The organism is Rhizobium indigoferae, assembly GCF_034554815.1.
GTDB classification, from domain to species: domain Bacteria; phylum Pseudomonadota; class Alphaproteobacteria; order Rhizobiales; family Rhizobiaceae; genus Rhizobium; species Rhizobium leguminosarum.
Map to the genome: position 1 here is coordinate 354,788 of NZ_CP140638.1, position 26,343 is coordinate 381,130.

At 59.8% G+C, this 26,343-nt stretch carries 24 protein-coding genes and 2 pseudogenes; 15 read left to right on the plus strand and 11 right to left on the minus strand.

Going from position 1 to position 26,343, the window contains the following annotated elements:
* Nucleotide 1 precedes the first annotated feature (1 nt).
* The 8 genes and pseudogenes from U5G49_RS34140 to U5G49_RS34175 all read left to right on the plus strand — a co-directional run bounded on the left by U5G49_RS34140 (nt 2) and on the right by U5G49_RS34175 (nt 9,444).
* The gene (locus tag U5G49_RS34140; RefSeq protein ID WP_193445147.1) at nt 2-511 is read left to right on the plus strand and encodes a DUF995 domain-containing protein; all 510 of its coding nucleotides are present in this window, start codon (nt 2-4) and stop codon (nt 509-511) included.
* A 377-nt stretch (nt 512-888) separates the two neighbouring features.
* Entirely contained in the window at nt 889-1,899 is a 1,011-nt protein-coding gene (locus tag U5G49_RS34145) for a LacI family DNA-binding transcriptional regulator (protein ID WP_193445182.1), read from the plus strand.
* 40 nt (nt 1,900-1,939) lie between these two features.
* Complete coding sequence (locus tag U5G49_RS34150; protein WP_193445181.1) at nt 1,940-3,232, plus strand: ABC transporter substrate-binding protein; 1,293 nt, start codon at nt 1,940-1,942, stop codon at nt 3,230-3,232.
* Between the two features lie 72 nt (nt 3,233-3,304).
* A complete protein-coding gene (locus U5G49_RS34155) occupies nt 3,305-4,237 on the plus strand; it encodes a carbohydrate ABC transporter permease (protein ID WP_193445146.1) in 933 nt (310 codons plus the stop codon).
* Nucleotides 4,230-5,123, plus strand: a complete 894-nt coding sequence (locus U5G49_RS34160; RefSeq protein ID WP_131606548.1) for a carbohydrate ABC transporter permease — start codon at nt 4,230-4,232, stop codon at nt 5,121-5,123. Before U5G49_RS34155 ends, U5G49_RS34160 begins: the two co-directional genes overlap by 8 nt.
* Nucleotides 5,124-5,125: 2 nt before the next feature.
* The gene (locus U5G49_RS34165; RefSeq protein WP_193445145.1) at nt 5,126-6,826 is read left to right on the plus strand and encodes a glycoside hydrolase family 32 protein; all 1,701 of its coding nucleotides are present in this window, start codon (nt 5,126-5,128) and stop codon (nt 6,824-6,826) included.
* Between the two features lie 13 nt (nt 6,827-6,839).
* Nucleotides 6,840-7,885 (plus strand): annotated as a pseudogene (locus U5G49_RS34170) (ABC transporter ATP-binding protein).
* A 548-nt stretch (nt 7,886-8,433) separates the two neighbouring features.
* Nucleotides 8,434-9,444 carry an Lnb N-terminal periplasmic domain-containing protein gene (locus tag U5G49_RS34175; protein WP_193445144.1) on the plus strand — a complete coding sequence of 337 codons (1,011 nt, stop codon included), beginning with the start codon at nt 8,434-8,436 and terminating at the stop codon, nt 9,442-9,444.
* A 230-nt stretch (nt 9,445-9,674) separates the two neighbouring features.
* Here the strand turns inward: U5G49_RS34175 and U5G49_RS34180 are convergent.
* Nucleotides 9,675-9,863: pseudogene (locus tag U5G49_RS34180) on the minus strand (AraC family transcriptional regulator); the annotation flags it as partial.
* Between the two features lie 475 nt (nt 9,864-10,338).
* Here U5G49_RS34180 and U5G49_RS34190 point away from each other — a divergent pair.
* The 4 genes from U5G49_RS34190 to U5G49_RS34205 all read left to right on the plus strand — a co-directional run bounded on the left by U5G49_RS34190 (nt 10,339) and on the right by U5G49_RS34205 (nt 12,884).
* A complete protein-coding gene (locus U5G49_RS34190; RefSeq protein ID WP_182564379.1) occupies nt 10,339-10,677 on the plus strand; it encodes a hypothetical protein in 339 nt (112 codons plus the stop codon).
* Nucleotides 10,678-10,906: 229 nt separating this feature from the next.
* Complete coding sequence (locus U5G49_RS34195) at nt 10,907-11,311, plus strand: host attachment family protein (RefSeq protein ID WP_112908184.1); 405 nt, start codon at nt 10,907-10,909, stop codon at nt 11,309-11,311.
* 77 nt (nt 11,312-11,388) lie between these two features.
* Nucleotides 11,389-12,654 (plus strand): cation:proton antiporter, encoded by a 1,266-nt coding sequence (locus U5G49_RS34200; RefSeq protein WP_182564378.1) that lies wholly within the window; start codon nt 11,389-11,391, stop codon nt 12,652-12,654.
* Between the two features lie 89 nt (nt 12,655-12,743).
* Nucleotides 12,744-12,884, plus strand: coding sequence for a hypothetical protein (locus tag U5G49_RS34205; protein WP_182564377.1), 141 nt, complete (start codon nt 12,744-12,746; stop codon nt 12,882-12,884).
* 33 nt (nt 12,885-12,917) lie between these two features.
* On the opposite strand, the gene U5G49_RS34210 is transcribed toward U5G49_RS34205, so the two are convergent.
* Together U5G49_RS34210 and U5G49_RS34215 are read right to left on the minus strand one after the other, a co-directional pair.
* The gene (locus U5G49_RS34210) at nt 12,918-13,781 is read right to left on the minus strand and encodes a transglutaminase family protein (protein WP_182564376.1); all 864 of its coding nucleotides are present in this window, start codon (nt 13,779-13,781) and stop codon (nt 12,918-12,920) included.
* Between the two features lie 125 nt (nt 13,782-13,906).
* Complete coding sequence (locus tag U5G49_RS34215; RefSeq protein WP_193445180.1) at nt 13,907-14,974, minus strand: AI-2E family transporter; 1,068 nt, start codon at nt 14,972-14,974, stop codon at nt 13,907-13,909.
* Nucleotides 14,975-15,553: 579 nt separating this feature from the next.
* Between U5G49_RS34215 and U5G49_RS34220 the strand changes: the two genes are divergently transcribed.
* A complete protein-coding gene (locus U5G49_RS34220; RefSeq protein ID WP_193445143.1) occupies nt 15,554-16,576 on the plus strand; it encodes an extracellular catalytic domain type 1 short-chain-length polyhydroxyalkanoate depolymerase in 1,023 nt (340 codons plus the stop codon).
* Nucleotides 16,577-16,728: 152 nt separating this feature from the next.
* Here the strand turns inward: U5G49_RS34220 and U5G49_RS34225 are convergent, their stop codons facing one another.
* Nucleotides 16,729-17,562: a helix-turn-helix domain-containing protein gene (locus U5G49_RS34225; RefSeq protein WP_193445179.1), complete on the minus strand. Its 834-nt coding sequence runs from the start codon at nt 17,560-17,562 to the stop codon at nt 16,729-16,731.
* A gap of 302 nt (nt 17,563-17,864) precedes the next feature.
* On the opposite strand from U5G49_RS34225, the gene U5G49_RS34230 reads away from it, so the two are divergent.
* Nucleotides 17,865-18,758, plus strand: coding sequence for a helix-turn-helix transcriptional regulator (locus tag U5G49_RS34230; protein ID WP_193445178.1), 894 nt, complete (start codon nt 17,865-17,867; stop codon nt 18,756-18,758).
* Nucleotides 18,759-18,892: 134 nt separating this feature from the next.
* Here U5G49_RS34230 and U5G49_RS34235 read toward each other — a convergent pair whose 3' ends face one another.
* On the minus strand, nt 18,893-19,729 hold the full coding sequence (locus tag U5G49_RS34235; protein WP_246289148.1) for an alpha/beta fold hydrolase: 837 nt from the start codon (nt 19,727-19,729) through the stop codon (nt 18,893-18,895).
* A gap of 37 nt (nt 19,730-19,766) precedes the next feature.
* Here U5G49_RS34235 and U5G49_RS34240 point away from each other — a divergent pair, with 37 nt between their 5' ends.
* Nucleotides 19,767-19,916, plus strand: a complete 150-nt coding sequence (locus U5G49_RS34240; RefSeq protein WP_246289145.1) for a hypothetical protein — start codon at nt 19,767-19,769, stop codon at nt 19,914-19,916.
* Between the two features lie 24 nt (nt 19,917-19,940).
* Here U5G49_RS34240 and U5G49_RS34245 read toward each other — a convergent pair whose 3' ends face one another.
* From U5G49_RS34245 to U5G49_RS34270, 6 genes are all read right to left on the minus strand, one after another.
* Nucleotides 19,941-21,539, minus strand: coding sequence for an MFS transporter (locus tag U5G49_RS34245; RefSeq protein WP_193445141.1), 1,599 nt, complete (start codon nt 21,537-21,539; stop codon nt 19,941-19,943).
* The gene (locus U5G49_RS34250; RefSeq protein ID WP_193445140.1) at nt 21,536-21,979 is read right to left on the minus strand and encodes a DoxX family protein; all 444 of its coding nucleotides are present in this window, start codon (nt 21,977-21,979) and stop codon (nt 21,536-21,538) included. The genes U5G49_RS34245 and U5G49_RS34250 overlap by 4 nt, the downstream gene beginning before the upstream one ends.
* 199 nt (nt 21,980-22,178) lie before the next feature.
* The gene (locus U5G49_RS34255) at nt 22,179-24,161 is read right to left on the minus strand and encodes an amidohydrolase (protein WP_193445139.1); all 1,983 of its coding nucleotides are present in this window, start codon (nt 24,159-24,161) and stop codon (nt 22,179-22,181) included.
* A complete protein-coding gene (locus U5G49_RS34260) occupies nt 24,161-24,451 on the minus strand; it encodes a XapX domain-containing protein (RefSeq protein WP_112908192.1) in 291 nt (96 codons plus the stop codon). The genes U5G49_RS34255 and U5G49_RS34260 overlap by 1 nt, the downstream gene beginning before the upstream one ends.
* 67 nt (nt 24,452-24,518) lie before the next feature.
* Nucleotides 24,519-25,208, minus strand: coding sequence for a hydrolase (locus U5G49_RS34265; protein ID WP_112908193.1), 690 nt, complete (start codon nt 25,206-25,208; stop codon nt 24,519-24,521).
* A 95-nt stretch (nt 25,209-25,303) separates the two neighbouring features.
* Nucleotides 25,304-26,236 (minus strand): VOC family protein, encoded by a 933-nt coding sequence (locus U5G49_RS34270; RefSeq protein ID WP_193445138.1) that lies wholly within the window; start codon nt 26,234-26,236, stop codon nt 25,304-25,306.
* Between the last annotated feature and the right edge of the window lie 107 nt (nt 26,237-26,343).

Genomic DNA, 26,343 nt, shown 5'->3' on the forward strand with positions numbered 1-26,343 from the left:
CATGTCCAAGCTTCAAAAAATGCTCCTGGCCGTGGCCCTGACCAGCGGTATCGCTACGGCCGCGTCTGCTGCCGAAACCAATGAGCCCGCGGGGATCGAGACCGCAAAGCCGATGAGCAGTGCGGAAATCTATCAGCTCTACAACCAGAATTCCTGGATGTGGAAAGCCGGTGCCGGCTACTTCTCCGCAAAGGCGCGCCGCTTTACCGCCTGGTCGCGGGAAAATGGCTCGCCGTCTTTCGGCATGGGCCGTTGGTTCATCACGGAAACGGGTAAACTCTGCTTCAACGCCGACTGGCACGCCAAGACCGGAACGGCGACGGCAATCACCTGCTTCAGCCACCGCAAGAAGGGCGGCCTGATCTATCAGAAACGCGAACCGGACGGTCAATGGTACGTTTTCAAGAGCAGACGGGCACAAGCCACCGACGAATTCGCAAAGCTTCGCCACGGCGACTACGTGAGCTCTCAATTGGGGAGGATTGAGGCGAGCGTCAGTAAGGCCAAGTAAAGGCGAAGCAGGGGGTTGCGCGCGGCCGAGGCGCCATCTGTGTCCTTGTAGGAGCCGATGCCTGCGCGCAACCCTTTTCATAAAAGATCGCGAAGCGCCTTCAAAATCAAAGAGGCGGCGAACGGACGCTCGGGTGTTCCGCCGACTGTTCCGATTGATATCGCGATAGTGGTCAATTGAGCCATAGCACCGCAGGCAGAGCCTGGAAGAGCGCAACAGGTGCTCTGGAGCCTACATCTCTTTGACGGCTGCGCCGGCTGCACGCCGATGAGGGGTCAGTTTTGTGCGCCTATTGACAGATAGGTGTTCGGAACGCCGAAAGCCGCTTGACAAAACGCGTCCGCTTCCACTATTGGGTAATCGATCACCCAAGGAGGATGGTGAAGATCGTGGCAGTATCGCTTTCTGACATCGCGGAACGTGCGGGCGTCTCGGTAAAGACGGTTTCGGGCGCATTGCACGGCGGCTCCGCGCGCATGTCGGACGATACGCGCCAGAAGATCAAGGCCATTGCGGAAGACCTTGGCTATGTGACCAACCTTGCGGCGCGTGGTGTGCGTCAGGGCTGGCTGCCGCTGGTCGGCGTCGTCTCCGACGGCCTCATCACTTCGCCCTTCGCCACCGAGATCGTACGTGGCCTCGACGGGGCGGCCCGTAGGGCCGGCATGGCGGTCTTTGCGGTTAACCACAGAAGCGGCCAGTCTATCGGCTCGGTGCTCGACGAGGTGCAGCAGTTCCGGCCGCGCGCCGTTGCTTATGCCGCCATGTACCACAAGCATGTCGCCCTGCCGGACAGGTTGGCGGGCGCTGTCGGCGTCATGATCAATTGCCGCGAGGCTGCCGGCCGCGTCACCGCGCTGGTGCCGGACGAAGAGGGCGGCGCGCGGGAGATCGTGCGTTATCTGCTCGTCGCCGGCCGCCGGCGCATCGCCTTCATCAACCTGCCGGGCATTTTAGCCGGCACGCTACGCGAGATGGGGTTTCGTGCGGCGCTTGAGGAGGGGGGCATCGACCCCGTCGGTGTGTTGCCGGCGGTGCGCCGCAGCGTCTACAGCGACCGCGCGCCGAGCCTTGTCGCCTCTCATGTGGAGGCGCTTCTGAAATCCGGTCAACGGCCGGACGCCATCCTGTGCGGCAATGACCGCGTGGCGATGGAAGTCTATGCGGCGCTTGCCCGCGCCGGCCTTCGCATTCCCGATGATATCGCGGTGGCAAGCTTCGACAACCAGGTCGAGATTGCCTCGCGGCTGGACCCGCCATTGACGACGATGGCCCTGCCGCACCGCGCCATGGGCCGCCTTGCCATGGAGATCCTCCTGGCCGAGCAGCCCGAACCGCCGCATCTGCGGAAACTGCCGTTCCATCTGGTCGAACGGGCATCGGTCTGAACATCGAATAGTGTCTAACAGGAGGAGAATGTCAATGAGAATGGGTAATCGTTTACTTTGCGGGCTCTTCGCATCCGCCGCGCTGGTTGCAACCGCCAGTCTTGCCGAGGCGAAGACCGTCATCCACGTTATGCACCAGGGCGATCCCGGCTGGGTGAAGGCCTATGGCGACGTTGCCACCCGCTTCGAGGCCGCCAATCCCGATGTCGATATCGAGATGATCTACGCGCCGCACGATGCCTATAACGAAAAGTTCAGCGCCGCCGTCATGGCCAAGCAGCTGCCCGATATCATGGAACTCGATGCTCCGTTCCTCGCCAATTATGTCTGGTCCGGCTATCTGCAGCCGGTCAAGCCGCTCATTAACAAGGACCTGCTCGATGACATGACGGATTCGAATATCGCCCAGGGCACCTATCCGATCGACAAGGACCTCTATGCGATCGGCCTGACCGACTCCTCGGTCGTGCTCTACGGCAACAAGAAATATCTTGAAGCCATTGGCGCTCGCATTCCGAAATCGGTCGACGATGCCTGGACCCGCGAGGAATTCGAAGGCTATCTTGAAAAGCTTTCCAAGCTCGAAGGCGTGAAGTGGCCGATCGACACCTTCCGAGGTTACGGTATCAAGACCGAGTGGATCACCTATGCCTACGGCCCCCTGCTCGAAAGCGCCGGCTGCGACCTGATCGACCGCAAGACTTGGAAGGCGGGCGGCACGCTCGATGGCGAGGCCTGCGTCAAGGCGCTGACGATGATACAGGACTGGGTGAAGAAGGGCTGGGTCGTGCCGACTTCGTCGGGTACCAACCAGTTCTACGCCGAGGGACAGCCGGCCGCACTCGCCATGGGCGGCCACTGGTTCTACGCGGAGGCATCGGCAGCGATGAAGGACAATATCGTCGTCATGCCGCTGCCGAAGATCGGCGACAAGGGCGTGAGCCCGAACGGAACCTGGATCTGGGGCATTTCCGCGACCTCGGAAAACCCTGAGATCGCCGGCAAGTTCCTGAGCTTCCTGCTGAAGGACAAGGCGTACCGGGAATACGCCAAGACCCAGTCCGCCTATCCGGGCCTGAAGAGCTTCGCCGCCGAATCCCCGCTCTATGCGCAAGGCGGTCCGCTCGCCATCGCCTTTGAGCAGGCTTCCAAGACCGCGATAGCCCGTCCGCCGCACCCGGCCTATCCGACGATCACCTCGGCCTTCATGCAGGCCGTCGACAAAATCTTCAACGGTGGTGACGCGCAGGAAGCGCTGACGTCCGCTGCCAAGAAGATCGACGAGGATATCGAGGACAACGCCGGCTACCCGCCCTTCGATGAGCAGCAGTAAGGGGTTTTGACGGGGCCGGTTCTCCGGCCGGCCCTGGACTATCTCGGGAGGATGACCGATGAGGAGGAAACAATGACTTTGCAACAGACCTCCACGCCCGCCTTGCGGCGTCCGGCGAAACGCCGCGACAAGCAGCGGCTCTGGCAGGAAATGGCGATGATCGCTCCTGCCTTTCTGCTTCTGGCGATATTCCTGATCACGCCGTTCCTCTTGTCCTTCTGGACGGCGATGACCAACCAACCGCTCGTGCCGCGCCCAACGCCGGTGCGCTTTGTCGGCCTCCTGAATTTCGAGCGCGTTTTCACCGATCCGCTGTTCTGGACCTCGCTGTGGAACGTTACGCGCTTCACCTTCTGGGTGCTGCCGGTGCAGTGCGGCCTCGCCTTCCTGACCGCGCTGCTCTTGCACCAGAAGCTGCCGATGCAAAACCTGCTGCGCGGCCTGTTCTTCCTGCCAGCGATCACCTCCATGGTGGTGGTCTGCGTCATCTGGGGCACGCTGTTCCAGTATCCGAGCGGCCCGCTCAACCAGATCGTCGGTTTCCTTTCCGGCCGCACGATCCAGCCGATCGACTGGCTCGGCGACCCCAACTGGGCGATGTTCTCCATCGTGCTGCTTTCAGCCTGGCAGGCCTATGGCTTTCAGATGATCATCTATCTTGCCGGCCTGCAGGGCATTCCCGAAGAACTATACGATGCCGCCCGCATCGACGGGGCAAGCGCGCTGCGCCGCTTCTGGCACGTCACCATGCCCGGCCTTCGCCCGACCCATGTCTTCGTGCTGGTCATCACGACCATCCAGGCCTTCAAGCTCTATACGCAGGTGGCGATCCTCACCCAGGGCGGCCCCAAGGAAAGCACCGAAACCGTTGTTCACTATATGGTGCGCGCCGGCTTCGAGGAGCAGAAACTCGGCTACGCATCGGCCGTTTCCGTCATCCTCTTCGTCATCGTTCTTCTGATCGCGCTCCTGCAACGCAAACTCCTGAGGCGCTTCGATGTCTGATATCGCTTTGAGCCAGCCCGCCCCGCTGGCAATTGCAAGGGGCAACGGCAAGACAAGCCTGCGCATCGTGCAAAGCCTCTGCATCCTGGTCATCGCGCTGGTGATGATCTCGCCGCTGTTCATGCTGCTGATCGCCAGCCTAAAGGACGATCGCTTCCGCATCCTCGCCGACATGGGCAGCTTCCGCGCCTTCTGGGTCAGCGACCCGACGCTGTCGAACTACAAGGAGATCGCCCATTTCTCCGGCGAGCTGGCCTATGGCCGATATCTGTTCAATTCGCTGGTGATCCTCGTCACCACAGTCGTCTCGGGTCTGGTCATCAATTCCATGGCGGGCTTCGTTCTGGCCTGGGGCTCGCTGCGCGGCAAGGCGGCGCTCTTGGCACTGGTCGTCGCCCTCTATGTCATCCCGCAGGAAAGCATCATCATGCCGCTCGTCGTCATGATGTCGCGGGCGGGGCTGACGGATACCTTCGCGGTGCAGATCCTGCCCTGGGTGGCAAGCCCGCTCTATGTCTTCCTCTTCTACCAGTTCTTCGCGCAGCTGCCGAAGGAACTCTATGAGGCGGCGGAAATGGATGGCGCATCGGTCTTCCGCATCTACCGGTCAATCTACATGCCGCTCAGCCTGCCGGCGCTCGCCACGGTCTCGATCCTCATGGGCATCGAAAGCTGGAACCAGTATCTCTGGCCGACGCTGGTCACCCAGACCGACTATGCTCGGCCGATTGCCGTCGCCATCGCCACCTTCTTCGGACAGGACAGCATCTACTGGGACCGCGCCATGGCCGCCTCGGTGCTGATGATGATCCCCGTCCTCATTCTCTATCTGGCTTTCCAGCGCTGGTTCGTCAGTTCATTCGTCGGCTCCGCCGTGAAGGGTTGATCATGTCTCTGCAGGCAAAATCCGAAACGTCAGCACCTGAAACCATCGAAGCGGAGCTGCCCGAAGGCACGGTGCTGCATTTCTGGCTGAAGGCGCGCCAGCCCGGTGGCGAGGCGAAGCTCTTCGTCGCCGTTGATGGCAACGACATCGGCGAGCCCTCGACCCGCCGCACGGGGGAATTTGAGTTCTTCGCTGTGACGCTCGCGAAGGGCGGTCGTGCCACGCTGTCCTATGATGCGACAACCACAGCGCTCTCCGTCGCTTATGCCTTCCGGCCGCAAACAGTGATGAAGGAGGGCATCCGCGTCTTGCACAGCGATGCCCGCACCGCCGCCCCCGACGTGCCCGACAGCTACCACTTCCGCCCGCCCTTCGGCTGGATGAACGATCCGAACGGTTTTGGACGGTTCGGCGGAAACGCTCACCTCTTCTACCAGCATTATCCTCATGAGCCGCGCTGGAACACTATGCACTGGGGCCATGCCGTCTCGAAGGATTTTGTCCGCTGGACGCATCTGCCCATGTTCCTCTTCCCGGCCGCGCATCTATCGGAAAAGGACGATGGCCGCGGCGGCGCCTTCTCCGGCTCGGCGATCCCCGGCGCCGGCCCAGAAGGCGAGGAAATCCGCGTCTTCTACACCGAGCATGTGCGTGATCGGCAACCGGAAGAGCAAATCCAGCTTTCCGCCGTCAGCCGCGACGGCATTGTCGCCGGCCCGTCGGAAACCGTGATGCCGCTGCGCCCGGAAGGCTTGAACCTCACCACCGATTTCCGCGACCCCTATGTCTTCAAAGGCCCGGACGGCCGCTGGAAGATGCTGCTCGGCAGCCGCGACAGGCAGGGCGGCGTCGTACTGCTCTATGAAACCGCAGACGCGCAAGGCGCCGATGGCTGGACCTTCCTCGGCATCATCCATCGCGAGGACGGTTTCGGCATGACGGCGGCGGAATGCCCCTGCATGGTGCCGCTTTCCGGCAAAAACGCAGAAACCCGCTGGGCGCTGATCTTCGGTCTGCTCACCAGCCGCGACCCGGCCACCGGCCGCCGCAACCTCACCTCCGTCACCGTCGGCGGTTTCGATGGCCGCACCTTCACGGCAGAGTTCGCGCAGGAGTTGGATTTCGGTTCGGATGCCTATGCCTTCCAGGCCTTCGTTGATGGCGACGAGCCGGTCGGCATCGCCTGGCTCGCCAACTGGTCGGATTTTTCCAAGAAGGACGATTTCCCGACGACCATGACCCTGCCGCGCCGTGTGCTTCTCGACGGTGACACCGTGCTGACCCCGCCGGTCGCAGCCGTCGAAAGCCTGCGCCATCAGTTGCTGGATGACACCGCGCTTGCCGCCGGCAAGACCGTGCCGCTCGGCACCGGCGCCGTCGAGATCGTACTTGATCTTACCGAGCCGGGCGCCGCCTTCGATCTCACCTTCGATCATCCGGATGTCGATCTAGGCGTGAAACTTAGTGCCGATGGTCTGGCGATTGTCTTCGACGCTCGCACCGGTAAGACGCCGCCACGTTATGTCGCCACCGGCGCGAAACCGTCGAGCCTGCGCATCTTCCTCGATGCCGGCTCCATCGAGGTCTTCGCTGACAACGGCCGCTGGACGGGGTCCAAACGCATTCCGGGCCTTGCCGCCGCACGTTCGGCAACGCTCACCGGCGCCGTCGCCGAGGCCAGCGTCTGGCAATTGAAACTGTGAGGGAGGACAGACAATGGCATCGGTAGCAATCGACCGGGTTTTGAAGCAATACGGCGCGGCCTCCATTATCCACGGGTCTCCGCGGATATCGAGGACGGTGAGTTCGTCACGCTCGTCGGGCCGTCCGGCTGCGGCAAGTCCACGCTTCTGCGCATGCTGGCGGGGCTAGAGGATATCAGCGGCGGTGAAATCCGCATCGACGGCCGCGTCGTCAACGACGTCGCGCCGAAGGAGCGCGATATCGCCATGGTGTTCCAGTCCTACGCGCTCTATCCGCACATGACGGTGCGCGAAAATATGGGCTTTGCCCTGAAGCTGCAAGGGCGCGATAAGGCGACAATCGACAAGCTGGTGAGCGAAGCCGCCGGCATTCTCGCACTTGAACCCCTGCTGGAGCGCTTGCCGAAACAGCTTTCCGGCGGCCAGCGCCAGCGTGTCGCCATGGGCCGCGCCATCGTACGCCATCCGAAAGTATTCCTCTTTGACGAGCCGCTGTCCAACCTCGACGCCAAGCTACGGGTGACCATGCGCAGCGAGATCAAGGAGCTGCATCAGCGCCTTGGCACTACCATCGTTTACGTCACCCACGACCAGATCGAGGCGATGACCATGGCCGACAAGATCGTCGTCATGCGCGCCGGCCGCATCGAGCAGATCGGCAAGCCGCTTGATCTCTACGACCGCCCAGATAACACCTTCGTCGCCGCTTTCATCGGTTCGCCGTCGATGAACCTCTTCGAGGGTGGCGTCAGCGACGGCGGCTTCCGTATTGAAGGCGGTGTTTCCCTGCCGCTTCCGCCGCAATTGAGCCAAAGCGCGGCGCGCACCTACGGCATCCGCCCGGAAGACCTCGACATTGCGGAGACGGGCATTCCGGCCACCGTGCTGACTGTCGAGCCGACCGGTGCGGAGACCCATCTTTCGGTGCGTGTCGGCACGCAGACGGCAACCATCGTGCTGCATCGGCGGGTGGATTTAAAGCCCGACCAGCAAATCCACCTCGCGCCCAAATCCGAGAAAATCCACCTCTTCTCCGCCGAAGGCAGTCGGATAGGCTGATCCCCGGCGCTCCCGCTGAGCCGCGTCCGTCATTTGACGGGCGTGGTTCGGTGCCGGTGCCATCCAGCCTTACGACGTCTTGGTTTTGAGTGTTCGGCCCTTCAGTTGATCGAATTGGCCAATTGCGCGGCGATCTGTTGCCACGGCAAGGCCAGTCGCGCGATTGATCTCGAGGCATACTGTTCTCGCCTCCGCCTTCATCGACTGCCCCCCGTCACCCCAATGATCACCTGGCGTTCATCTGCCGGATCACGCTTGCGGACGACGCGACCCGCAGATTCAAGATGGATAGCTGCGAGAATTCGTCGTGTTTGGGGGCCTTCCCCTTCGTCCTTTGACGCTCTCGAGGGAGAGGAATGATTTCGCGGAGGAATATCTTGGTCTTGTCGTGCCTGTTGGCACCATCGGTCACGCCAGCGGAATTCAAGCCATACCAAAATGGAGGATCCGTAGCCCCGTCCCTTCGGATAGGTTCTGGGCTTCGAGTCCGGAAACCGATAGGGTCCAACGATCAGGACGAACGCTTCAAACTCGTTTGGAAAAGCAAAATGGTTCGACCGGTCCGTGCGATCGTCATTGCAGTGCTGGTGTTGCTTGTCGCCTTTGCATCGGCCTGGGCGTCGCTCGCGCTTTGGTACCGCTTGCCGTTGCCCGAGGTCGGCAGGCAAGCCGGCGCCATCTTGTTCGGGCTTTTTGGCGCCTCCGTTGTCGTGGCGCTCTTTGGCAGAAGGCGCTTTCGTGCGGTCCTCGCGTTTGCGTCCGCGTTCGTCCTTGTCCTCGTCTGGTGGAGCACGATCGAACCGCCGGCAAATGGCGTGTGGGCTCCGGACGTCGCACGTCAGGTCACCGGCGAATTCGACGGTGATCTGTTGACGCTGACAAATGTCCGCGATTTCGAGTGGCGCAGCGCCACCGACTTTACGGAACGATGGACGACGCGCAGTTACGACCTGAACAAGCTGAAGAGCGTCGACATGTTCATGTCGTACTGGTCAGGTCCGACCATCGCGCATGTCATCATGAGCTTCGGCTTCGACGACGGCCACTATCTGGCGTGGTCTATCGAGGTGCGTCGCCTTTCTGGAGGTTCGTTCTCACCGCTGGCGGACCTTTTCAAAAGCAGTCCTCTGGTCATCCTCGCCGCAGACGAAAGGGATTTGATCGGTCTCCGCTCCAATTTTCGCGGCGAGGACGTCCAGATCTACCGCCTGAAGACGTCGCCGGCGGCTGCGAGGCTTCTTCTGCGCGAGTACGTCTCCGACGCAAACGCGCTCGCGGGTACGCCCGTCTTCTACAATTCGCTGACGACCAACTGCACGACGACCATCGTCAAGATGATGCGCGTCGCAGGTGACGCCGTGCCGACGGACTGGCGCCTCGTCGTCAACGGATACCTGCCGGAATACGCCTATGACCGGGGAGCTCTGGACATCTCGGTTCCTTTGTCGCAACTGCGGTCGGCCGCGCACATCGCTGCAAGGGCGCACGAGGACGGTGTTTCGCCGGTTTTTTCGCAGGCTATTCGCGTCGGTGTCCCGTCGCCGCAGGGCGCGTTGTGACCTCCACGGAAGCGTTGAGCAAGCAAAACGGCTAGGCAGGCAACATAATGCCTCCGGAGATTTTGACTACGATGGGCCCCGCTTTTTGGGCTTTTGGTAGCGTTCCTATCGCACGACATAGACACTCCGGGGGTGGTTTGTCTTACGTGGAAGTCCGGGTCGCATATGGACCCCAGTACCCTAACGCAAACTTCGCGGATTGGCTGTGATCGGCGGTTCGAATCGCTTCAAGACTTCGACGAATCTTCCAGGTCGCGGGCTCGGTCTATTCGCTCACGAAGGACCCATTGATAGGGCGTCATACCGGTTTTCTCACGAAAAGCGCGAATGAAATAGCCGCGCGACAGATTGCACATCTGCGCGACTTCGCAAGTCGACACGTTGCCGTCGAGGTTCTCAAGAAGCAAACCTTTCGCCAGACCCCCGATGCCCGGCATGCTAAAGCTGATGCTAGCGGTCTCCGCGTGTCGTGCGCTGGAGCGATCCCCGTCAAGCTGATCGCTGGGGGTATCAGGTGATGTCTCGCCTGCTGACTTGCCCTTTGCGCGATTTCAAAAGAGCAATCGTTGCGGAGGGGCGTTCACGCGTGGAACGGATAGCGGTTTCATGACTTTCGTTTCAGCCAAACGAAGGAATAATTGTGGGAAGCACCGCAGACAAGATTAAGGGAATCACGAACGAAGTCGCTGGCGAGGCGCATCAGGCCGTGGGCAAAGCCGTTGATACTCAGGAGCAACAGGCAAAGGTCCTACAGGAAACCAAAGGCAAGGCCCAAGTTGCCAGGCGACGTCACGGATTCCGTCGAAAAGGTCGTGGATAAGGCATAGCCACTTCGAGCCCAAGTTCACTCTAAGCCCGGCGGGTCGCAGGCTTTTTTTCACGAAAGAAACGACCATGAAATGTGTAGCACTTGCCGTTGCGGCCGTCCTTGTCGGTCTTCTTACAGAAAACGCATCTGCCCAGGCAGCTGAGGATCCGGCAGTCAACGCCTGCAAGAACACAGGCCTTCTCGCGCTTCGGGAGCGTTCGCCCGAGATTACTGATCTTGTCATGGACATGGAAAGCCTCGCCATCAGCAAGTCCGATACTAAAGTCGAGGATGTGGCCGTGAGGACCGTCATTCTTGGAGAGGCTTACATCGCCCGGAAGGAAAAGACCGGAAAGCCGGACAGGTTCGTATGCTTGCTCGGCGACAAGGGCAAGGTCCTGCTGACGTTCTTCACCGCCCAGTAGCGCGTCAGCGAGCCCACTCAATATGGCGGGAAGCTAGTCGGAAAGGGTGCGTGTCCTCGTTTTGCGGCATATGGTGCGGGCGTTGTGGCGACGTGCTTGACCGGGAGAACCAATTCACGTCGAAAAGCCACAATCGCCGGCTCTAATACTTCTTCGCGGAAAACGCGACGTTCTCGTCGTTCGCGAAATTCCTCGTGAAGCGGCTCGAGCCAACTTCATGGGAAATCCAATGATACTTCCGCAAGGTACAGTCGTGGCCGTGACCGACGGTGAGAAACTAGACCTCTATCGCAACACCGGGACTGGCTCCGAACTTAGTCTAACCGCGCTGCCGGACATTTCCATAGACGACGAAGCCAAAGGCTCCGGCGGTCGCCACGGAAGCACCTCGGCGAACCCGGATGAAAGCCAGATGGCGGAAGACGGATTTTCCGCTGGTGTCGCTCAATACCTCAACAAGCAGGTGTTGGAGGGCGGGATTGTCAATCTCGTGGTCATTTCGGCGCCGCGTTCACTGGGCGAACTGCGAAAGCATTATCACAAGTTCCTTTCCGCCAAACTGCTTCTTGAAATCCCCAAGGATCTAACGGGCCACTCTGCCCAGGATGTCGAGAAAGCCGTACAGTCCGCTTGAAACCGTTTGTCGTCGGCACATTCGAGACACGATAGCCGACTTCAGAAAGAATTGAATCATCGGCAAAGGCAGAGTGAATGGATTTGTATATCGTCACTCTGACCATCCTCGGTGTTGTCGTCCTTCTCACGGCCTGGTTGCCGCTGATGATGAGAAGGCTCCCATTGTCGCTTCCAATCGCGTGCCTGGCCATCGGCGCACTGCTTGCATGGTCGCCGTTCCCACTTCTTCCGCGCTTCAATCCACTGGAAAACCGTGAATTTACTGAGCGGATGACCGAGATTGTCGTCATCGTCGCTTTGATGGGTGCGGGGTTGAAACTCGACCGTCCGATCGGATGGAAACGGTGGATGACGACATGGCGGCTCCTCGGCATAGCCATGCCGCTGACGATCGGCGCTTTGGCATTGCTCGGGTCATGGATACTGGGTCTCGGAGTGGCGTCTGCTGTTTTGCTCGGGGCTTGCCTTGCCCCGACCGATCCGGTGCTCGCCAGTGACGTGCAGGTCGGGCCACCACAAACGGGTGAGGAGGACGAGGTCCGCTTTGCTTTGACATCCGAAGCCGGTCTGAACGACGGCCTGAGCTTCCCGTTCGTCCACCTTGCCATCGCCCTGGCGCTTGCCGCGAAAGAGGGGACGGCTCTTTTGCAGCATTGGGCATTTCTGGATGTGTTCTGGAGACTGACCGCGGGCGGCGTCGTGGGATGGGCGCTGGGGAAGGCCTTCGGCTTTTTGTCGTTCAGGATGAGAGGAAGCAGCCTTGCGAAGACGCAGGATGGCTTCGTCGCACTGGGGATGACCTTTACCACGTATGGGCTGACGCAACTGGTTGGTGGCTACGGCTTTGTCGCCGTCTTTCTTGCGGCGGTCGCATTCAGAGCGAGTGAACGGGACCATGATTTTCATGAGCAACTGCATGATTTCGCCGAGCAAATAGAACGATTGCTGATGATGGTTCTACTCGTTTGCCTCGGTTCGATCGCGGCAAGCGGTCAGCTACTCGGGGGAATTGATTGGAGGGTCGCGGTCGTCGCCCTCCTGGCGATCGTATTTGTCCGTCCGGTCATTGGCTGGCTGAGTCTGATCGGCTCCGGGCATCCGCCGGGCGAAAGCCTGATCATCGCTGTGTTTGGCATCAGGGGCCTGGGATCGATCTACTACCTGGCATACGCAACGGGCCACGCCGAGTTCGAGCATGCCGAGACCGTCTGGGCAACGGTCCTCCTTATCGTTCTCACCTCAATCGTTGTCCACGGTATTGCAGTCACCCCGGCAATGAGATGGATCGACGGACGAAGGTCCCGCGCCCGGCGAAAGCAACAGGCGCACGCTGTCCATTAAACGACCAGCGCAGAGCAGAAACCGCAGAGCGGTGGACGCTCCACAACCGGGCACGCCACGGTCAGTTCCGACGCAGGTCAATTCGGCTTGTGACCACCGATCTGCCAGTTGCGACGGTCGTCAGCCGCATTCCCGACAAGGCCATCGATCGGCTTTACCTTGAGGTCGAGGCCGCCGTTCCGATGGTGATGGAAGACAATCTCGTTAAGGTGGTGCTCCGGAATGGCTAGACGACTCAAATCCTCATGGGGCTGCTGCGAAGCTCATGCGGACACCTCGACCTCCACGTCCATCGATATGAATGCATCGGACGCACCGACGAAGCTGCCGGCGACGGGAACGGATTGCGCGATATCGCGGGTGACGGCGACAGGGATGAGATTGGCCCCGCCCATGCTGCGGTTGGTCGGATCGAACGTGATCCATCCGGCGCCAGGAACGAATACCTCGACCCAGGCATGGGTCGCGCCCTGATTCTGCGAACCGAGCAATATTTGATCGGGATTGAACAGGTATCCCGACACGATACGGGCTCCGAAGCCCAGACAACGGACAGTTTCAGCAAACAGTATCGCGAAGTCGCGGCATGATCCCCAACGGCGGTCAAGCGTTTGGGTCGGCGTCTGTGTGCCTTCCGCCTCGCGGCTTTGATAGGAGATCGATGAAGACACTCCCGCGCTTATGTCCTTGAGAAGCGACAGCGTGTCTGTCGAATTGCTTGCGACAAATCCTTGTGCCCACCGCTGAAGTTGCTGGGACGGGTCGGCATACTGACGAGCCGTCAGCGCGCCGAGATCCGTCCATTCCTCGGCCGAATAGCGGAATGGAAAGGTGAGGGCGGAGCCTGCAATAGCAAAGACCGGCCATGCTGCGGCGATAAGGTCGACCAGCGCGACGCTATCAACGGACAGGACATCGGTCATTTCGCCGAAAACCGCGGTGGCAACCGCGTTGCCGAATACATCGATCGCCCAACTGACCTGGGCCTGTGGTGTTATCGAGACCTCATGCGACAGCAGCTGGAGATCGGGGCTCTCGCGGGGCCTCAACATCAGCCGGTGAGGCCTGAGATTGACCGCATATCGGTAGTGATAAATCGTGCGATGGTGGATACGGATTTTCGACATGAGTGCTCTCGAGTCAGGGCATCGGCATTAGCCGAGCCACCACATCTATCACACAGGCTCGCGAGCTCTCCAACCACCTGCGCGTTGTCACTCCCGTCCCAAAGTGCCGGGAACCTGTGGAACTGTCATTTTATATCCTTGGACTTTGCTCTTTCAGCGCGCTGCTGTTCGGCGAAAAGCGACCATGCCGCGATAAACAAGGCGGCAATCAGGGGGCCAATGACGAAACCATTGATGCCGAACAGGGAGATACCGCCGACCGTCGAGATCAACACCACATAGTCGGGCAGCCGCGTCCCCTGACCCACCAGTGGCGGACGCAGCAGGTTATCGATTAGCCCTATAACAAATACGCCGATGAGGACCAGGATCGATGCTTTCAACCAGGCGCCCGTGAGGACTAGCCAGATGGCGGCCGGAATCCACACGAGCGCTGCTCCAATTGCGGGCAGCATCGACAGGAACGTCATCGTGACGCCCCACAACAGGGCGGCCTCGACTCCCAGAGCCCAGAATGCCACGCCACCGATCGTTCCTTGGATCATAGCAATGATGATATTCCCCTTGACGGTTGCCCGAACCACAGCGGAAAACTTGTCGCGAAACTGTCGGGTATAGTCGTCGTTCAGCGGGATTGCATCTCGGATCGTTCGGCCGAGGTCAGCGCCATCCCTGAAGAGGAAGAAAAGCAGATAAAGCATGATCCCGAAGCTGATGAAGAACTGCAGCGCGTTTTGACCAAAACTCAGCAGGCGGCCGGCGACAGACCGGCTTGCCTGTACTGCGCCTGAGGAGATGTTCGCGCGCAATTCGGCGAAGCCGCCCAGCTTCATTGAATTCAGCCAGTTGTCGATGAAGGCGGGCAAGGCATTCTGAATCCGGACCAGATAGTCATTGAGGTCGATTTCGTTGCTGCTTATCCGTTGGTAAAGACTGGTGCCTTCCTGGATGAGAGAAGCGAGAATAAGCAATGCCGGCACGATGACGAGACCAACGCACATCAGCACGGTCAGCAGGGCAGCGATGCTGCGGCGGCCACCTAGCAAACGCGCCAGTTGCATGTGTACTGGAAAGAAGATGATCGCAAGTATCACCGCCCAGAAGACCGCCGCGTAATAGGGGATAAGCAGCCAGATGAACGCGATCGTCACCAGCGCTAGCATGACATAAAAGCTCGTACGTTGAATAGTCATGTCTGCCTTGTTCGCCGGCCAGCGCCGTAGGAATAATAGTTCGCAAATCTTGCATCCTAACCATAGCCGCGTCGCGGCATAAGGCCAAAGCGAATCCGGCGTGGGAGGAACGCGGACAACTTGACTACTCCAGGTCTGCACCGACTCGATCTCGCTCATCACGCACGCCCCGAGCCCGGGGGCACTGTCTTCCGGCGAAGGACTCATTCGCGAAATCGCTTTCGAGAATGCGAATCGGCGGCCTTCAAATCGCTGCTGACTATCGCCGAGGCCGGCAGCTACGGCGCCCGCCAGCGCTCCCCTCCAAACAAATCGTGCTGAAGAGAAGGCAATGGCTTGATGAAAACATCGTCTCTGTGACGGCCAAGTTCCCTTCTTCTAGCGACGCTGACAAGAAAGCCACGGTCTAGGGAACAACGATGGTCCCGCGTGGTTCCCATACAGCGGATTGGACCGGCAGCCGCAGCCGCCGATGGGCATTCCAAAAACGTCGAGAGCCGTGAACCGAGCAGTACGCAGGCGTGACGCCCCGCAGCCGGGTCTGCGAACGCTCCTATCGCAGGTTGAGGACCTTGACGTATGAAGTTCAGTTTCGGCAGATCGCTATTTAAGGCCCTCAGAGCCCAAAAGAAAATCAGCAAGCGGATCGAGAGAGCTGTCGAAACGACCCGAAGCAGAACGAAACGTTCAACATCCCGTCCCGCGAAACCGACTTTGATCGAGACAACCGCGTTTGGAAGCAATCCGGGCCGCCTGGTGATGAAATCCTTCGTCCCGACGACGCGGCTGCCGAAGAACCCCGCTCTTGTCGTCTTGCTTCATGGCTGTCATCAGACTCCCGAAGGTCTGGATGTCGCGGCCGGCTTCTCCAAGCTCGCGAAAGAGCGCGGTTTCGCTCTTCTTTATCCGCAGCAGACGAGAGCAAACAATCCGCAAAATTGCTTCAACTGGTTTCGACCAAGCGCGGTTGCTCGAGAGCGCGGCGAGGTGCGTTCAATCAAGCAGATGGTCGAGCACATATGCGAGCGACATCGCATCGACCGGTCGAGGATCTTCGTCGCGGGGCTGTCCGCCGGCGGGGCGATGACGGGCGCACTTGTCGCGAACTATCCCTCATTGTTTGCAGGCGCCGCGATCATCGCCGGCATGCCATTCGGATCTGCCCGCGACGCGATGTCGGCCTTGCGCGCGATGAAGTCAGGTGCGACGCCGCCGCCGGGCGGATGGGGAAGGCCCATCGCTGAGATTTCGCCAGAGGCCGAGGCATGGCCTGCGATAACCATCTGGCAGGGCATGGAAGACCGGGTAGTCAAGCCCGTCAACGCGCTCGCCTGTGTTGCTCAATGGCTCGAAGTCCAAGGCATTGCAGAAAACAGCGGCCGTTTGGAGGAGAGGCCATGGGGCAGGTTGCAGTCGTGGAAGGTGAGCGGCAAGCTGAAAGTGGCCCTCTATTCGGTCAGCAACATGGGCCACGGGCTTCCGATCAAGAAGCGCAAGAGCGTCACGGCGCTACGATCTCAGGACCCCTACGTGATCCCGGTAGAAATATCAGCTCCAGCGGAGATGATGCGATTGTGGGGTTTGTCGAGGTTTCGAACATAATCAGCTCGCAGCAAGTTCGGCCGTATCTGTGAAATGCAGGTCACGGATCGGGCATATACCCTGCACCCCGCCGTCTTGTAGTATCGGACAGCGTCGATGTGCCGATCCGAGAGCTTCCGGTTCGACGAATCTTCCAAGAGGGCGCGTCTGGATCAGGCGTTACGCCGCCAATTGCCAGGCGTGGTGCCGACGATACCTGCAAAGACGCGCGTGAAATGGCTTTGATCCGCGAAGCCGCAGGCGATGGCCACTTCGGCGAGCGGAGTATCTGAGTTCCGCAGGAGGTTGCGGGCACGGTCTATTCGCTCACGAAGGACCCATTGATAGGGCGTCATGCCGGTCGTCTCGCGAAAGGCGCGAATGAAATAGCCGCGCGACAGATTGCACATCTGCGCGACTTCGGAAATTGACACGTTGCCGTCGAGGTTCTCAAGAAGCAAACCTTTCGCGAGATCCTCATGCGTCCGCGAAAGGCTGCCCGACCTATCGGAGGCTACCGTTGGCCGGCCGCCGTAACGCTGGACCAGGTAGGTTCCGATGGCCGTCGTCATTTGCTCGACGAACAGCGCGTTGGCCTCGTCTGGCTCTTCGAGTGCCGGGATCAGCGCCCGAGCGAGATTGGCAAGCACAATATCTTTTGACGCGGTCTCAACTGACAGCGACGTCACGCCGGGCATTTCAGCATCATCGGCAATCTTGCCGAGGGACGCTGGTGAAATTTCAAACAATACGAAATCGAAAGGACCGCGGAGATCCGCCTTGTAGGCTTCCGAAAGGTTGCGAATATAGATCGAGTTCTCGGTAAAGTCGTGAGTTTCCGCACGATGTTCGTGGAAGATGCGCCGCGTGTGGCCACCGAGCGAGGAAACCCCCACGACGAAACCTCGATCGCTTGCCGGTGTCATAACCTGATCGAGTTTAGTGTTGACTGTCGCCTTCCGAAAGATATCGATGTCTGAACCAGGTAGGGTTTGGTTGATCGACAACTGCTTCAACGAGCACCCGAACCCGTCGGTCGAGTTTCCAGTGGAAGATTGGTGGCGGAGGGGGAGAACTTGGACCACGACGCACTTCTTTCATTTTTAGACACTCGAACACGGGACATGCCGGCTTGGTAGCTTTCCCACGCTAAGTTGCCACACGACAATTTGTTAAATCGGCCCCGCGAGGATCCTTTTGTTCAATATTGCCGTTTGAAATCTGTGTAGGAAACTTTGAAGCGCAGCATCTCGTCGGGACGGCTATACAGTCCCCAGCCAGGATGATCGAGACACATGTGAGTGAAGCGTTGACCGTCAGTGAGAGAATTGCGGCGTGTTTTGGGATTAATGCCGCAAGGACGCTGGTAATCAGGCCTCTTTGCGAAGCCAAGCTCGCTGTCGTCCATCTTGAGCACTCCTATGATAATGGCGAACGCACAATCTTCCTGCCGGCTGATGACGCTTTTCTGGTCATGCTCTATCTCGTTGACGTTGATCATCGCGACATCCTGCCGGACGGAGCACGGACGCCTCTGAAGACCTATTCCAGAGGTTCTATGTGTCTCATCAGTCTGAGGAATGGCGCCGCAATTTCGGTTCGTGGCCGCTTCGAAGCACTCGCCTTTCATATCCCAAGCGCGCTTTTTATCGAGCTCTTTGAAGAAGCAGGCGAGCCGCGTATTGATGACCTCATAACCTGCCGCGGGATTGACGATCAGGTGGTCCGCAATATCGGCGCTGCACTGATGCCGATGTTCGACATGCCCGACGAGGTCAGAGACACACTGCTTCCTCATATCGGATTAGCGTTAAGTGCCCATCTTGCGCATCGTTACGGACGGTCGCCCATCCAGCACCTGTCGGGCACCGGTCAGTTGTCTCCGCTGCAGGAAAAGCGCATCAAGGCGTACATAGCTGCGAACCTATCAGGCGGCACACCGGTCGATAAGATCGCCGAAGCGTGCGGGTTTTCAGTCGATGAGCTCTGTTCCGGATTTTTGAGCACGACCGGACAGTCAGTTTCGGAATGGGTCGCGTCATATCGAATGAGCAGAGCCCAATCGCAACTGAGCAGAACCGGTGAAACTATTGCCCGGATCGCTGCAGAGTGCGGCTTTCCGGACAAACATGAATTCGTCGCAACTTTCACGAGGGCCGAGGGAGTGCCTCCTGCGACTTGGCGCTTGCGCAACCGACACTGACGGAAACACAATCGCGCAGCACTGCTCTTGAGCTAAGCTTCAGAACGAAAAAAACTCACGGCGATGGCCTTTTTGGTCGAGCTTGTGTGTCCGGATCCGGGCGCGGCCAAAATGGCCCCACCCGGAAAGTCCAATTAGGCCTGGATAAATGCCAAGAGGTCGGCGTTCAGGACATCGGCGTGGGTTGTCAGCATTCCGTGCGGATAACCCCGATAGACCTTCAGCGTGCCGTTCTGCACCAGCTTGACGGAAAGCTTGCCCGCGTTGTCGATCGGCACGACCTGGTCGTCGTCGCCGTGCATAACGAGCGTCGGAACAGTGATTGCCTTCAGGTCGTCCGTCTGATCCGTCTCGGAGAAGGCCTTGATCCCGTCGTAATGGGCCTTGGCACTGCCCATCATGCCCTGCCGCCACCAATTCTGGATAACGCCCGGATAGACCTTGGCGTCAGGGCGGTTGAAACCATAGAACGGACCAGTGGGAAAATCGATGAAGAGCTGCGCGCGGTTCTCAGCTACGCCCTGGCGGATGCCATCGAACACTTCCATTGGCAAGCCGCCCGGATTTGTCTCGGTCTTGAGCATCAGCGGCGGGACGGCGGAAACCAGAACGGCCTTGGCAACGCGGCCAGCGGGCTGGCCAAATTTTGCAACGTAGCGGGCAACTTCTCCGCCGCCGGTCGAATGGCCGATATGAACGGCATTTTTCAGATCGAGCGCTTCGACCACGGCGAAGGCATCGGCGGCATAGTGGTCCATGTCATGACCGTCAGAAACTTGAGCAGAGCGGCCGTGACCACGGCGGTCATGGGCGACAACGCGGTAACCCTTCGACAGAAAGAACAGCATCTGTGCGTCCCAATCGTCCGACGAGAGCGGCCAGCCATGGTGAAAGACGATCGGCTGGGCATCCTTTGGACCCCAATCCTTGTAGAAGATTTCGACGCCGTCCTTGGTGGTGATGTAGCCCATTCTATTGTCTCCTTTGATTGAGGTGGGGGTGGAAGAAATGTTGGCAGCAAACCCGAAAGATGTGGGGAGTGCCATGGCGGCTGCGGTGGCAGCGCCGGAAGGCAATGCGCTGCGGCGGGTGATGGAAGGAAAATTCTCGATCATTGTCGCGTACCGTGATCCTTTGATGGCTGTGATTCGAGGGTAGTGGGGATGCCGCTCTCCCGCGTTGCTAGGCGGCCCCCGGCCGGTTGATTGCGAGGAAATGCCGGACGACCGGCTTGTCCGTTCCTGAGTGATAGGCGAGGACCTGGCCCTGTAGGTCAGCATCGGCATTTGAAACCCGCTTGTGCTGACGAAGATGCTCGGCCCAGGATTCGACCATGAACCATTCGACGATCTTTCGCGGATCGGCGGAGTCTTCCGTCACCCCCCATCCGTAGGCGCCGTCCCGGCGTCGCTCGTGGGACATCTCATCCAGCGCATGCAGGAAGGCTGTGCGATGATGTTTTTCGACATGGTATTCGATGAGGATCAGAACAGGTCCGCGGTCGTGGGCGACAGGCTCGGCGACCAAGGGTTCTGGCCAGTGATTGGACGGCACCATATCCGCGTCGCCGGCCGGCAGCTTTAAACGATGCATGATGAAGCCTGCAACGAGCAGTCCCACCGCGCCGATCAGCAGCGCTCCCGGCACCCCAGCAGCTTCACCAACGGCACCCCAGCCAAGGCTCCCTGCCGTCATCGCGCCATTGAAGACGGTGAGATAGACCGCCAGCCCGCGACCGCGGACCCAGTTCGGGAGCACGGCCTGCGCTGCGCCATTCAGCGTGGTCAGGGCAGTGATCCAGGCGCCTCCGAGAAAGAGCAGAACAATGATGGCGACCCATTTCGGCGGCGCGAGCGACAAAGCGCCCATGACGAGTGCTGTGATAACAGCGGCACCGAGCAGCAGGCCATCGGCATTAAAACGCTCGCGCAGTTTAGGCATGAGCAATGCGCCGCCGATCGCGCCGGCGCCAACGGCGCCAAGCAGGATACCGTAGAAGCCTGCGTCACCGCCGAGCAACTCTCGGGCGACGAGCGGCAGGAGTGCCCAGATGGCACTCGCGAAGGCAAAGAAGATCGCCGCACGCAAAAGTACGACATGCAAGGGCTTGCTGGCGCGGGTGTAGCGCAGGCCTGCACGGAACGCGCCGAAGAAGCCTTCCGCCAATGCATCATTCGCGTTCTTTGCCCGCGGCCACCAGACGAGCGCCGCGATGACGACGAAATAGCTCGCAACATCCGCGCCATAGGTGACGCCCGCGCCGAAGGCAGCAAGGAGCAGGCCGCCGGCAGCCGGCCCGATCGACCGGGCGATATTGATGCCGAGCGAGTTGAGCGCGACGGCGTTCTTGACGTCTTCTCTCTTCACCAGTTCGGGTACGATCGCCTGCCAGGTCGGCCCCATCAACGCGGCGCCGATGCCGCCAAGGAAGGTCAGGCCGATCAGCGCACCGACCGAAAGCATGCCGGTATTTGCCAGGATCATGAGGCTTACGCTGACCGACGCGAGCAAGATCTGCACGGCGATCAGGAATTTGCGGCGATCGAGAATATCGGTGAGCACGCCTGCAGGTATCGCCAGGAGGAAGATCGGCAGGGTTCCGGCCGCCTGCACCAGCGCGACGGCCGCCGGCGAGGCCGATAGATCGGTCATGAGCCAGGAACTGGCGACATCGCGCATAAAGCTGCCGGTATTTCCGAGGACGGTTGCCGCCCAAAGAACTGCAAAGACGGGCTGGGCAAGGGGGGCAAAGCTGCTCCCGGAGGATTTGGTAGTGCTCATTTGCCAGCTCCCTTGGTCAGATCAATTGTCGCGACAATGATGAAAGCGCCAGCGAGCCCGAGATGTTCGAAGAAGGCATTGGTTGCCATCATGCGGTCCATGCCCGGGGGCAGCTCCCAGAAACGAAGGGCGATAAGGGTAGCAAAGAGTGTGAACCCGGCGAGCGCCAGCGCACCTGCCCAGCGAAGGATCCCCGATACCACCATGGCCGAAGCCACTAGTTCGAAGGCGATAACGGCGACCGCGAAGAATGCCGCCGGATGCAGACCGAAATGGTTCATTTCAGCGATTGCGCCCTGGAAATCGAAGAGCTTGGTGAGCGGCCCCTGGATATAGGCCGCGCAGAGAGCGAGGAGCGCGACGAACCGTGTCGCTGGTGCAGTGATGATCCGCGCAAAAAGAGAGCCCCGGTGACGGCTGGACGAAAAATGATCAATCATGTCTGCTCCTGTCGTGTTGTCGATCAAAACAAGCGGCTTTGTTTGCCGCTGGTGGAGCGATATTGGCCAGAAAGATTACCGCCAACAATTGCATCAATTATTTCGATTTAATTGCGATTATCGCAATAAACGATCTGATAGAGCAAATTGGGCAGCGGAAGCCGCTGCCCATTCAATTTGGGCGCGATACCGCGCGGCGTCACACGGCCCAGCAGGCACAACCAAGCGCGCCGAAGAAGCCCTTGAGATCGGCAATCGGCAGCTTCGATGTCCAGGCGCCGGCGTGGTCGTGACCATGGACATTGCAGGAACTGGCGCAACCACACGTCGAGATTGCGGTACGGCGCAAGGAGTTCATGCCTGCGCCCTGCGGTTCGCCCCATGCCGCGTAGCCGCCGAACGTGCGCACGGGAGACCAGTCCGGCATCGCAGGAGGCACGTCGTTCTCGTCGAGTGGCTTGAAGTCGCCCGCACCGAAGACGATCTTGCCGCCGACCATGGTCAACTGCGAGGACAGAAACGAGATCTCATCCTCTGGGCAGGTGAAGAAGTCCCTATCCGGCACGACGAGATCGGCGAACTGGCCCTTCTCGATGCGGCCCTTCTTGCCTTCCTCGTTAGAGAACCAAGTGACCTTCTCGGTCCACATGCGCAGCGCCGTTTCACGGTCGAGGCAATTGGCGCGGGGATAGAGCTGCATGCCGCCGACGGTCTTGCCGGTCACCATCCATGAAAGCGAGACCCAGGGGTTATAGGAGGCGACGCGCGTCGCATCGGTACCGGCGGAGACGTTGATGCCCTTATCGAGCATGCGCCTGATCGGCGGTGTCGCTTCTGCAACACCGTGGCCGTATCGCTCGACGAAATATTCGCCCTGATAGGCCATGCGATGCTGCGTGGCGATGCCGCCACCGAGCGCTGCGATACGGTCGATCGAGCGATCGGAAATCGTCTCTGCATGGTCGAAGAACCAGTTCAGTCCCTCGAGCGGGATGTCCTTGTTGACCCTCTCGAACACATCGAGCGAGCGGCTGATCGTTTCGTCATAGGTGGCGTGAAGCCGCCAGGGCCAGCGGTTTTCAGCGAGGACTCGAACGACGTCCTCCAGTTCGCCTTCCATTTCCGGCGGCATGTCCGGGCGGGGCTGGCGAAAATCTTCGAAGTCCGCGGCGGAAAACACCAGCATCTCGCCGGCGCCGTTGTGACGGAAATAATCGCTGCCCTGCTTGTATTTGACCGACTGCGTCCAGTTAAGGAAATCCTGCTTCTCTTCCTTCGGCTTCTGCGTGAAGAGATTGTAGGCCAGACGTACTGTAAGCTGGTCCTCGTCCGAGAGCTTCTGGATCACCGCATAGTCGTCCGGGTAATTCTGGAAACCGCCGCCGGCATCGATAACGCCGGTGATGCCCAGCCGATTCAGTTCCCTCATGAAGTGGCGGGTGGAATTGACTTGATATTCGAACGGAAGCTTGGGCCCTTTCGACAAAGTCGAATAGAGAATGCCCGCATTCGGCTTGGCAAGCAAAAGGCCCGTCGGATTGCCGTTGGCGTCGCGGGTAATCTCGCCGCCTGGAGGGTTCGGCGTGTCCTTGGTATAGCCGACGGCGCGGAGCGCTGCACCGTTGAGCAGTGCGCGGTCATAGAGATGCAGCAGAAAGACAGGCGTATCCGGTGCAATAGCATTGATCTCGTCGATCGTCGGCAGGCGTTTTTCCGCGAACTGGTGTTCGCTGAAGCCTCCGACGACACGCACCCATTGCGGAGCAGGCGTGATCGCCACCTGTCGTTTCAGCATGTCCATCGCATCGGCGAGCGACCGCACGCCGTCCCAGCGAAGCTCCATGTTGAAGTTCAGGCCACCGCGCACGACGTGCGTGTGGTTGTCGATCAGACCAGGCAATACACGCTTGCCCTTGAGATCGACGATCTTCGTATCGGGTCCGGCAAGCACCATGACGTCACGGTCGGTGCCCACGTCCATGAATAGGCCGTCCTTGACGGCGATTGCGGTGGCGTTCGGATTCGCGCGATCAAGCGTCGTGATCAATCCATTGTGAAGAACGATGTCTGCGTACATGGAAGCGGCTCCGGTCTTGCTGGGATCGGCGGCATTGGCCGGTGAAAACAAGTTTGAAAAGGCGAGGCTCGATGCTGCGCCCAGGAATGTGCGGCGCGTCGTCATCAGCTTTTCCCCGATGTTGAATCTACATGGGGTGGGTTCACCGCCACCACGTTTTTCCCGCCCTTCGGAAGGTGACCGAACATGTGCGGCTTGACCTGATGAAGCCAGGAGACGGCGGCAGGTTCGCGAGCCCAAATGCTCTTTGCCAGCGGCACGAGCTGCTCGCCGACAAGGATGCCGAGCAGCCCGATGAGCGCGACGACAGGCGGGGCAGGCGAGCGGACATTGAGCAGGCTGTAGATCACGCCCACCAGCAGGCCGGCACCAAGTGAAAGAAGATAGAGTTTCATGGGGGTACCTCGCGTGGTGAAAGAAAATCACTCCGGCAGGACGCAGCCGGCCGGAGTGATTGACGGTTTACTTGGCAGGGTTCGGGCCGATCCGCTTGCCATGCTTGACGCGTTCGGTACCACCGTGGACATGCGTAACAGCATAATCGATGCCCATGCCGTAAGCGCCGGAATGCTCCTTCACCAGCGACGTGACCGCGTCGTAGGTTTCCTTGCGGGCCCAGTCGCGCTGCCATTCGAGCAGGACCTGCTGCCAGGTGACCGGAACGACGCCAGCCTGCACCATGCGGTCCATCGCATATTTGTGCGCATCGACGGAGGTGCCGCCGGAAGCATCCGCAACCATGTAGATTTCGTAGTCGGTATCGTTCATGCAAGAGAGCGCGAAGGTGGTGTTGCAGACCTCCGTCCAGAGGCCGGCGACGACAATCTTCTTGCGGCCATTGGCAGCCTGCTTGGCAAGTGCGTCGCGGACGTTCTGGTCGTCCCATGAATTCATCGATGTGCGCTCAAGGATGTCGTTCTCGGGAACGACGGCGAGCAGTTCCGGGAACGTGTTGCCCGAGAAGCTGTCGGTCTCGACAGTGGTGATTGTGGTCGGGATGTTGAAAATCCTGGCGGCCTTGGCAAGACCGACGACATTGTTCTTCAAGACCTGGCGGTCGATCGACTGAACGCCGAAAGCCATCTGCGGCTGCTGGTCGATGAAGATGATCTGACTGTTCTGCGGGGTGAGGACCTGAAGCTTGCTGGACATCTCGTATCTTCCTTTGACTGAGTTGAAGGTAGGTAATGAGGCAGGGAAGGCGGCACGTCTTGAAAGTTATGCCGCCGTATTGTTGGAAAGCGACGTCAGGCGGCGAGCGGTGCCAGCCCGGCCTCGATCTGTTCACGATAAGGCTCGTACCGTGCCGGCAGCTTCAAAACCTCGCCGAGGTGCGCCGTATCTTCATCGCGGTCGAAACCGGGTTCGTTCGTGGCGATTTCGAACAGGACGCCGCCGGGTGTCCGGAAGTAGATGGCCCAGAAGTAATCACGGTCGATGACAGGTGTTACCTGGTAACCCGTGTCCATCAGGGCCTTGCGGACTTCGAGCTGCTTTGCGCGGTTCTCGACGGCGAACGCGATGTGGTGCACCGAACCTGCGCCCTGCCTTGCGAAAGGTGTGTTCGTAAGGACCTCGAGGTCGATCGTATCCGCACCATTGCCGCCGGGGATGATGAAGCGGGTGACGGCACCATCCGTTTCGGCGCGCTGGTAGCCCATGAACCCAAGCAGTTCGGACGTGGCAGCGGTGTCATGCAGGCGGAACTTAGCACCGGTGAAGCCGCGGATGCCAACGCTTTCGTCGATGCCGGCACCAGTCCAGGCCTTGCGGCCATCATTTTCCGTTTCGACGAGGGCAAACCCTTCGCCGTCCGGCCCTTTGAACAGGAGGCGGGCAGCGCCGAAGGCAGTGTCGGTAAGCAGGTTGACGGGTCCTTTTGCCGACAGGCGATCCTGCCAGAAGGAGAGTGAGCCCTTAGGCACTGCGAACTGTGTTTCGCTGACTTCGCCAACGCCTGGGCGGCCGCGCATCACGTCGGGAAAAGGGAAGTAGGTCATGACGGAGCCGGGGGTGCCGGCCTCATCACCGTAGTAGAGGTGGTAGACGTTGGGGTCGTCGAAATTCACGGTCTTCTTGACGCGGCGCAGGCCAAGCGTGTCCGTGAAGAACGCGTTGTTCTGCCGGGCATCCGAGGCCATCGACGTGATGTGATGCAGTCCCTTGATATCCTTGATCATAATGCTCGCCCTTCCGCGGCTGCGTTGTTTGTCTGGTGTGATTGAAAACCTACGCCCGTTGATCGCCGGTCGGAATTGCAATAATAATTGTCAGTGAATTGCCTCAG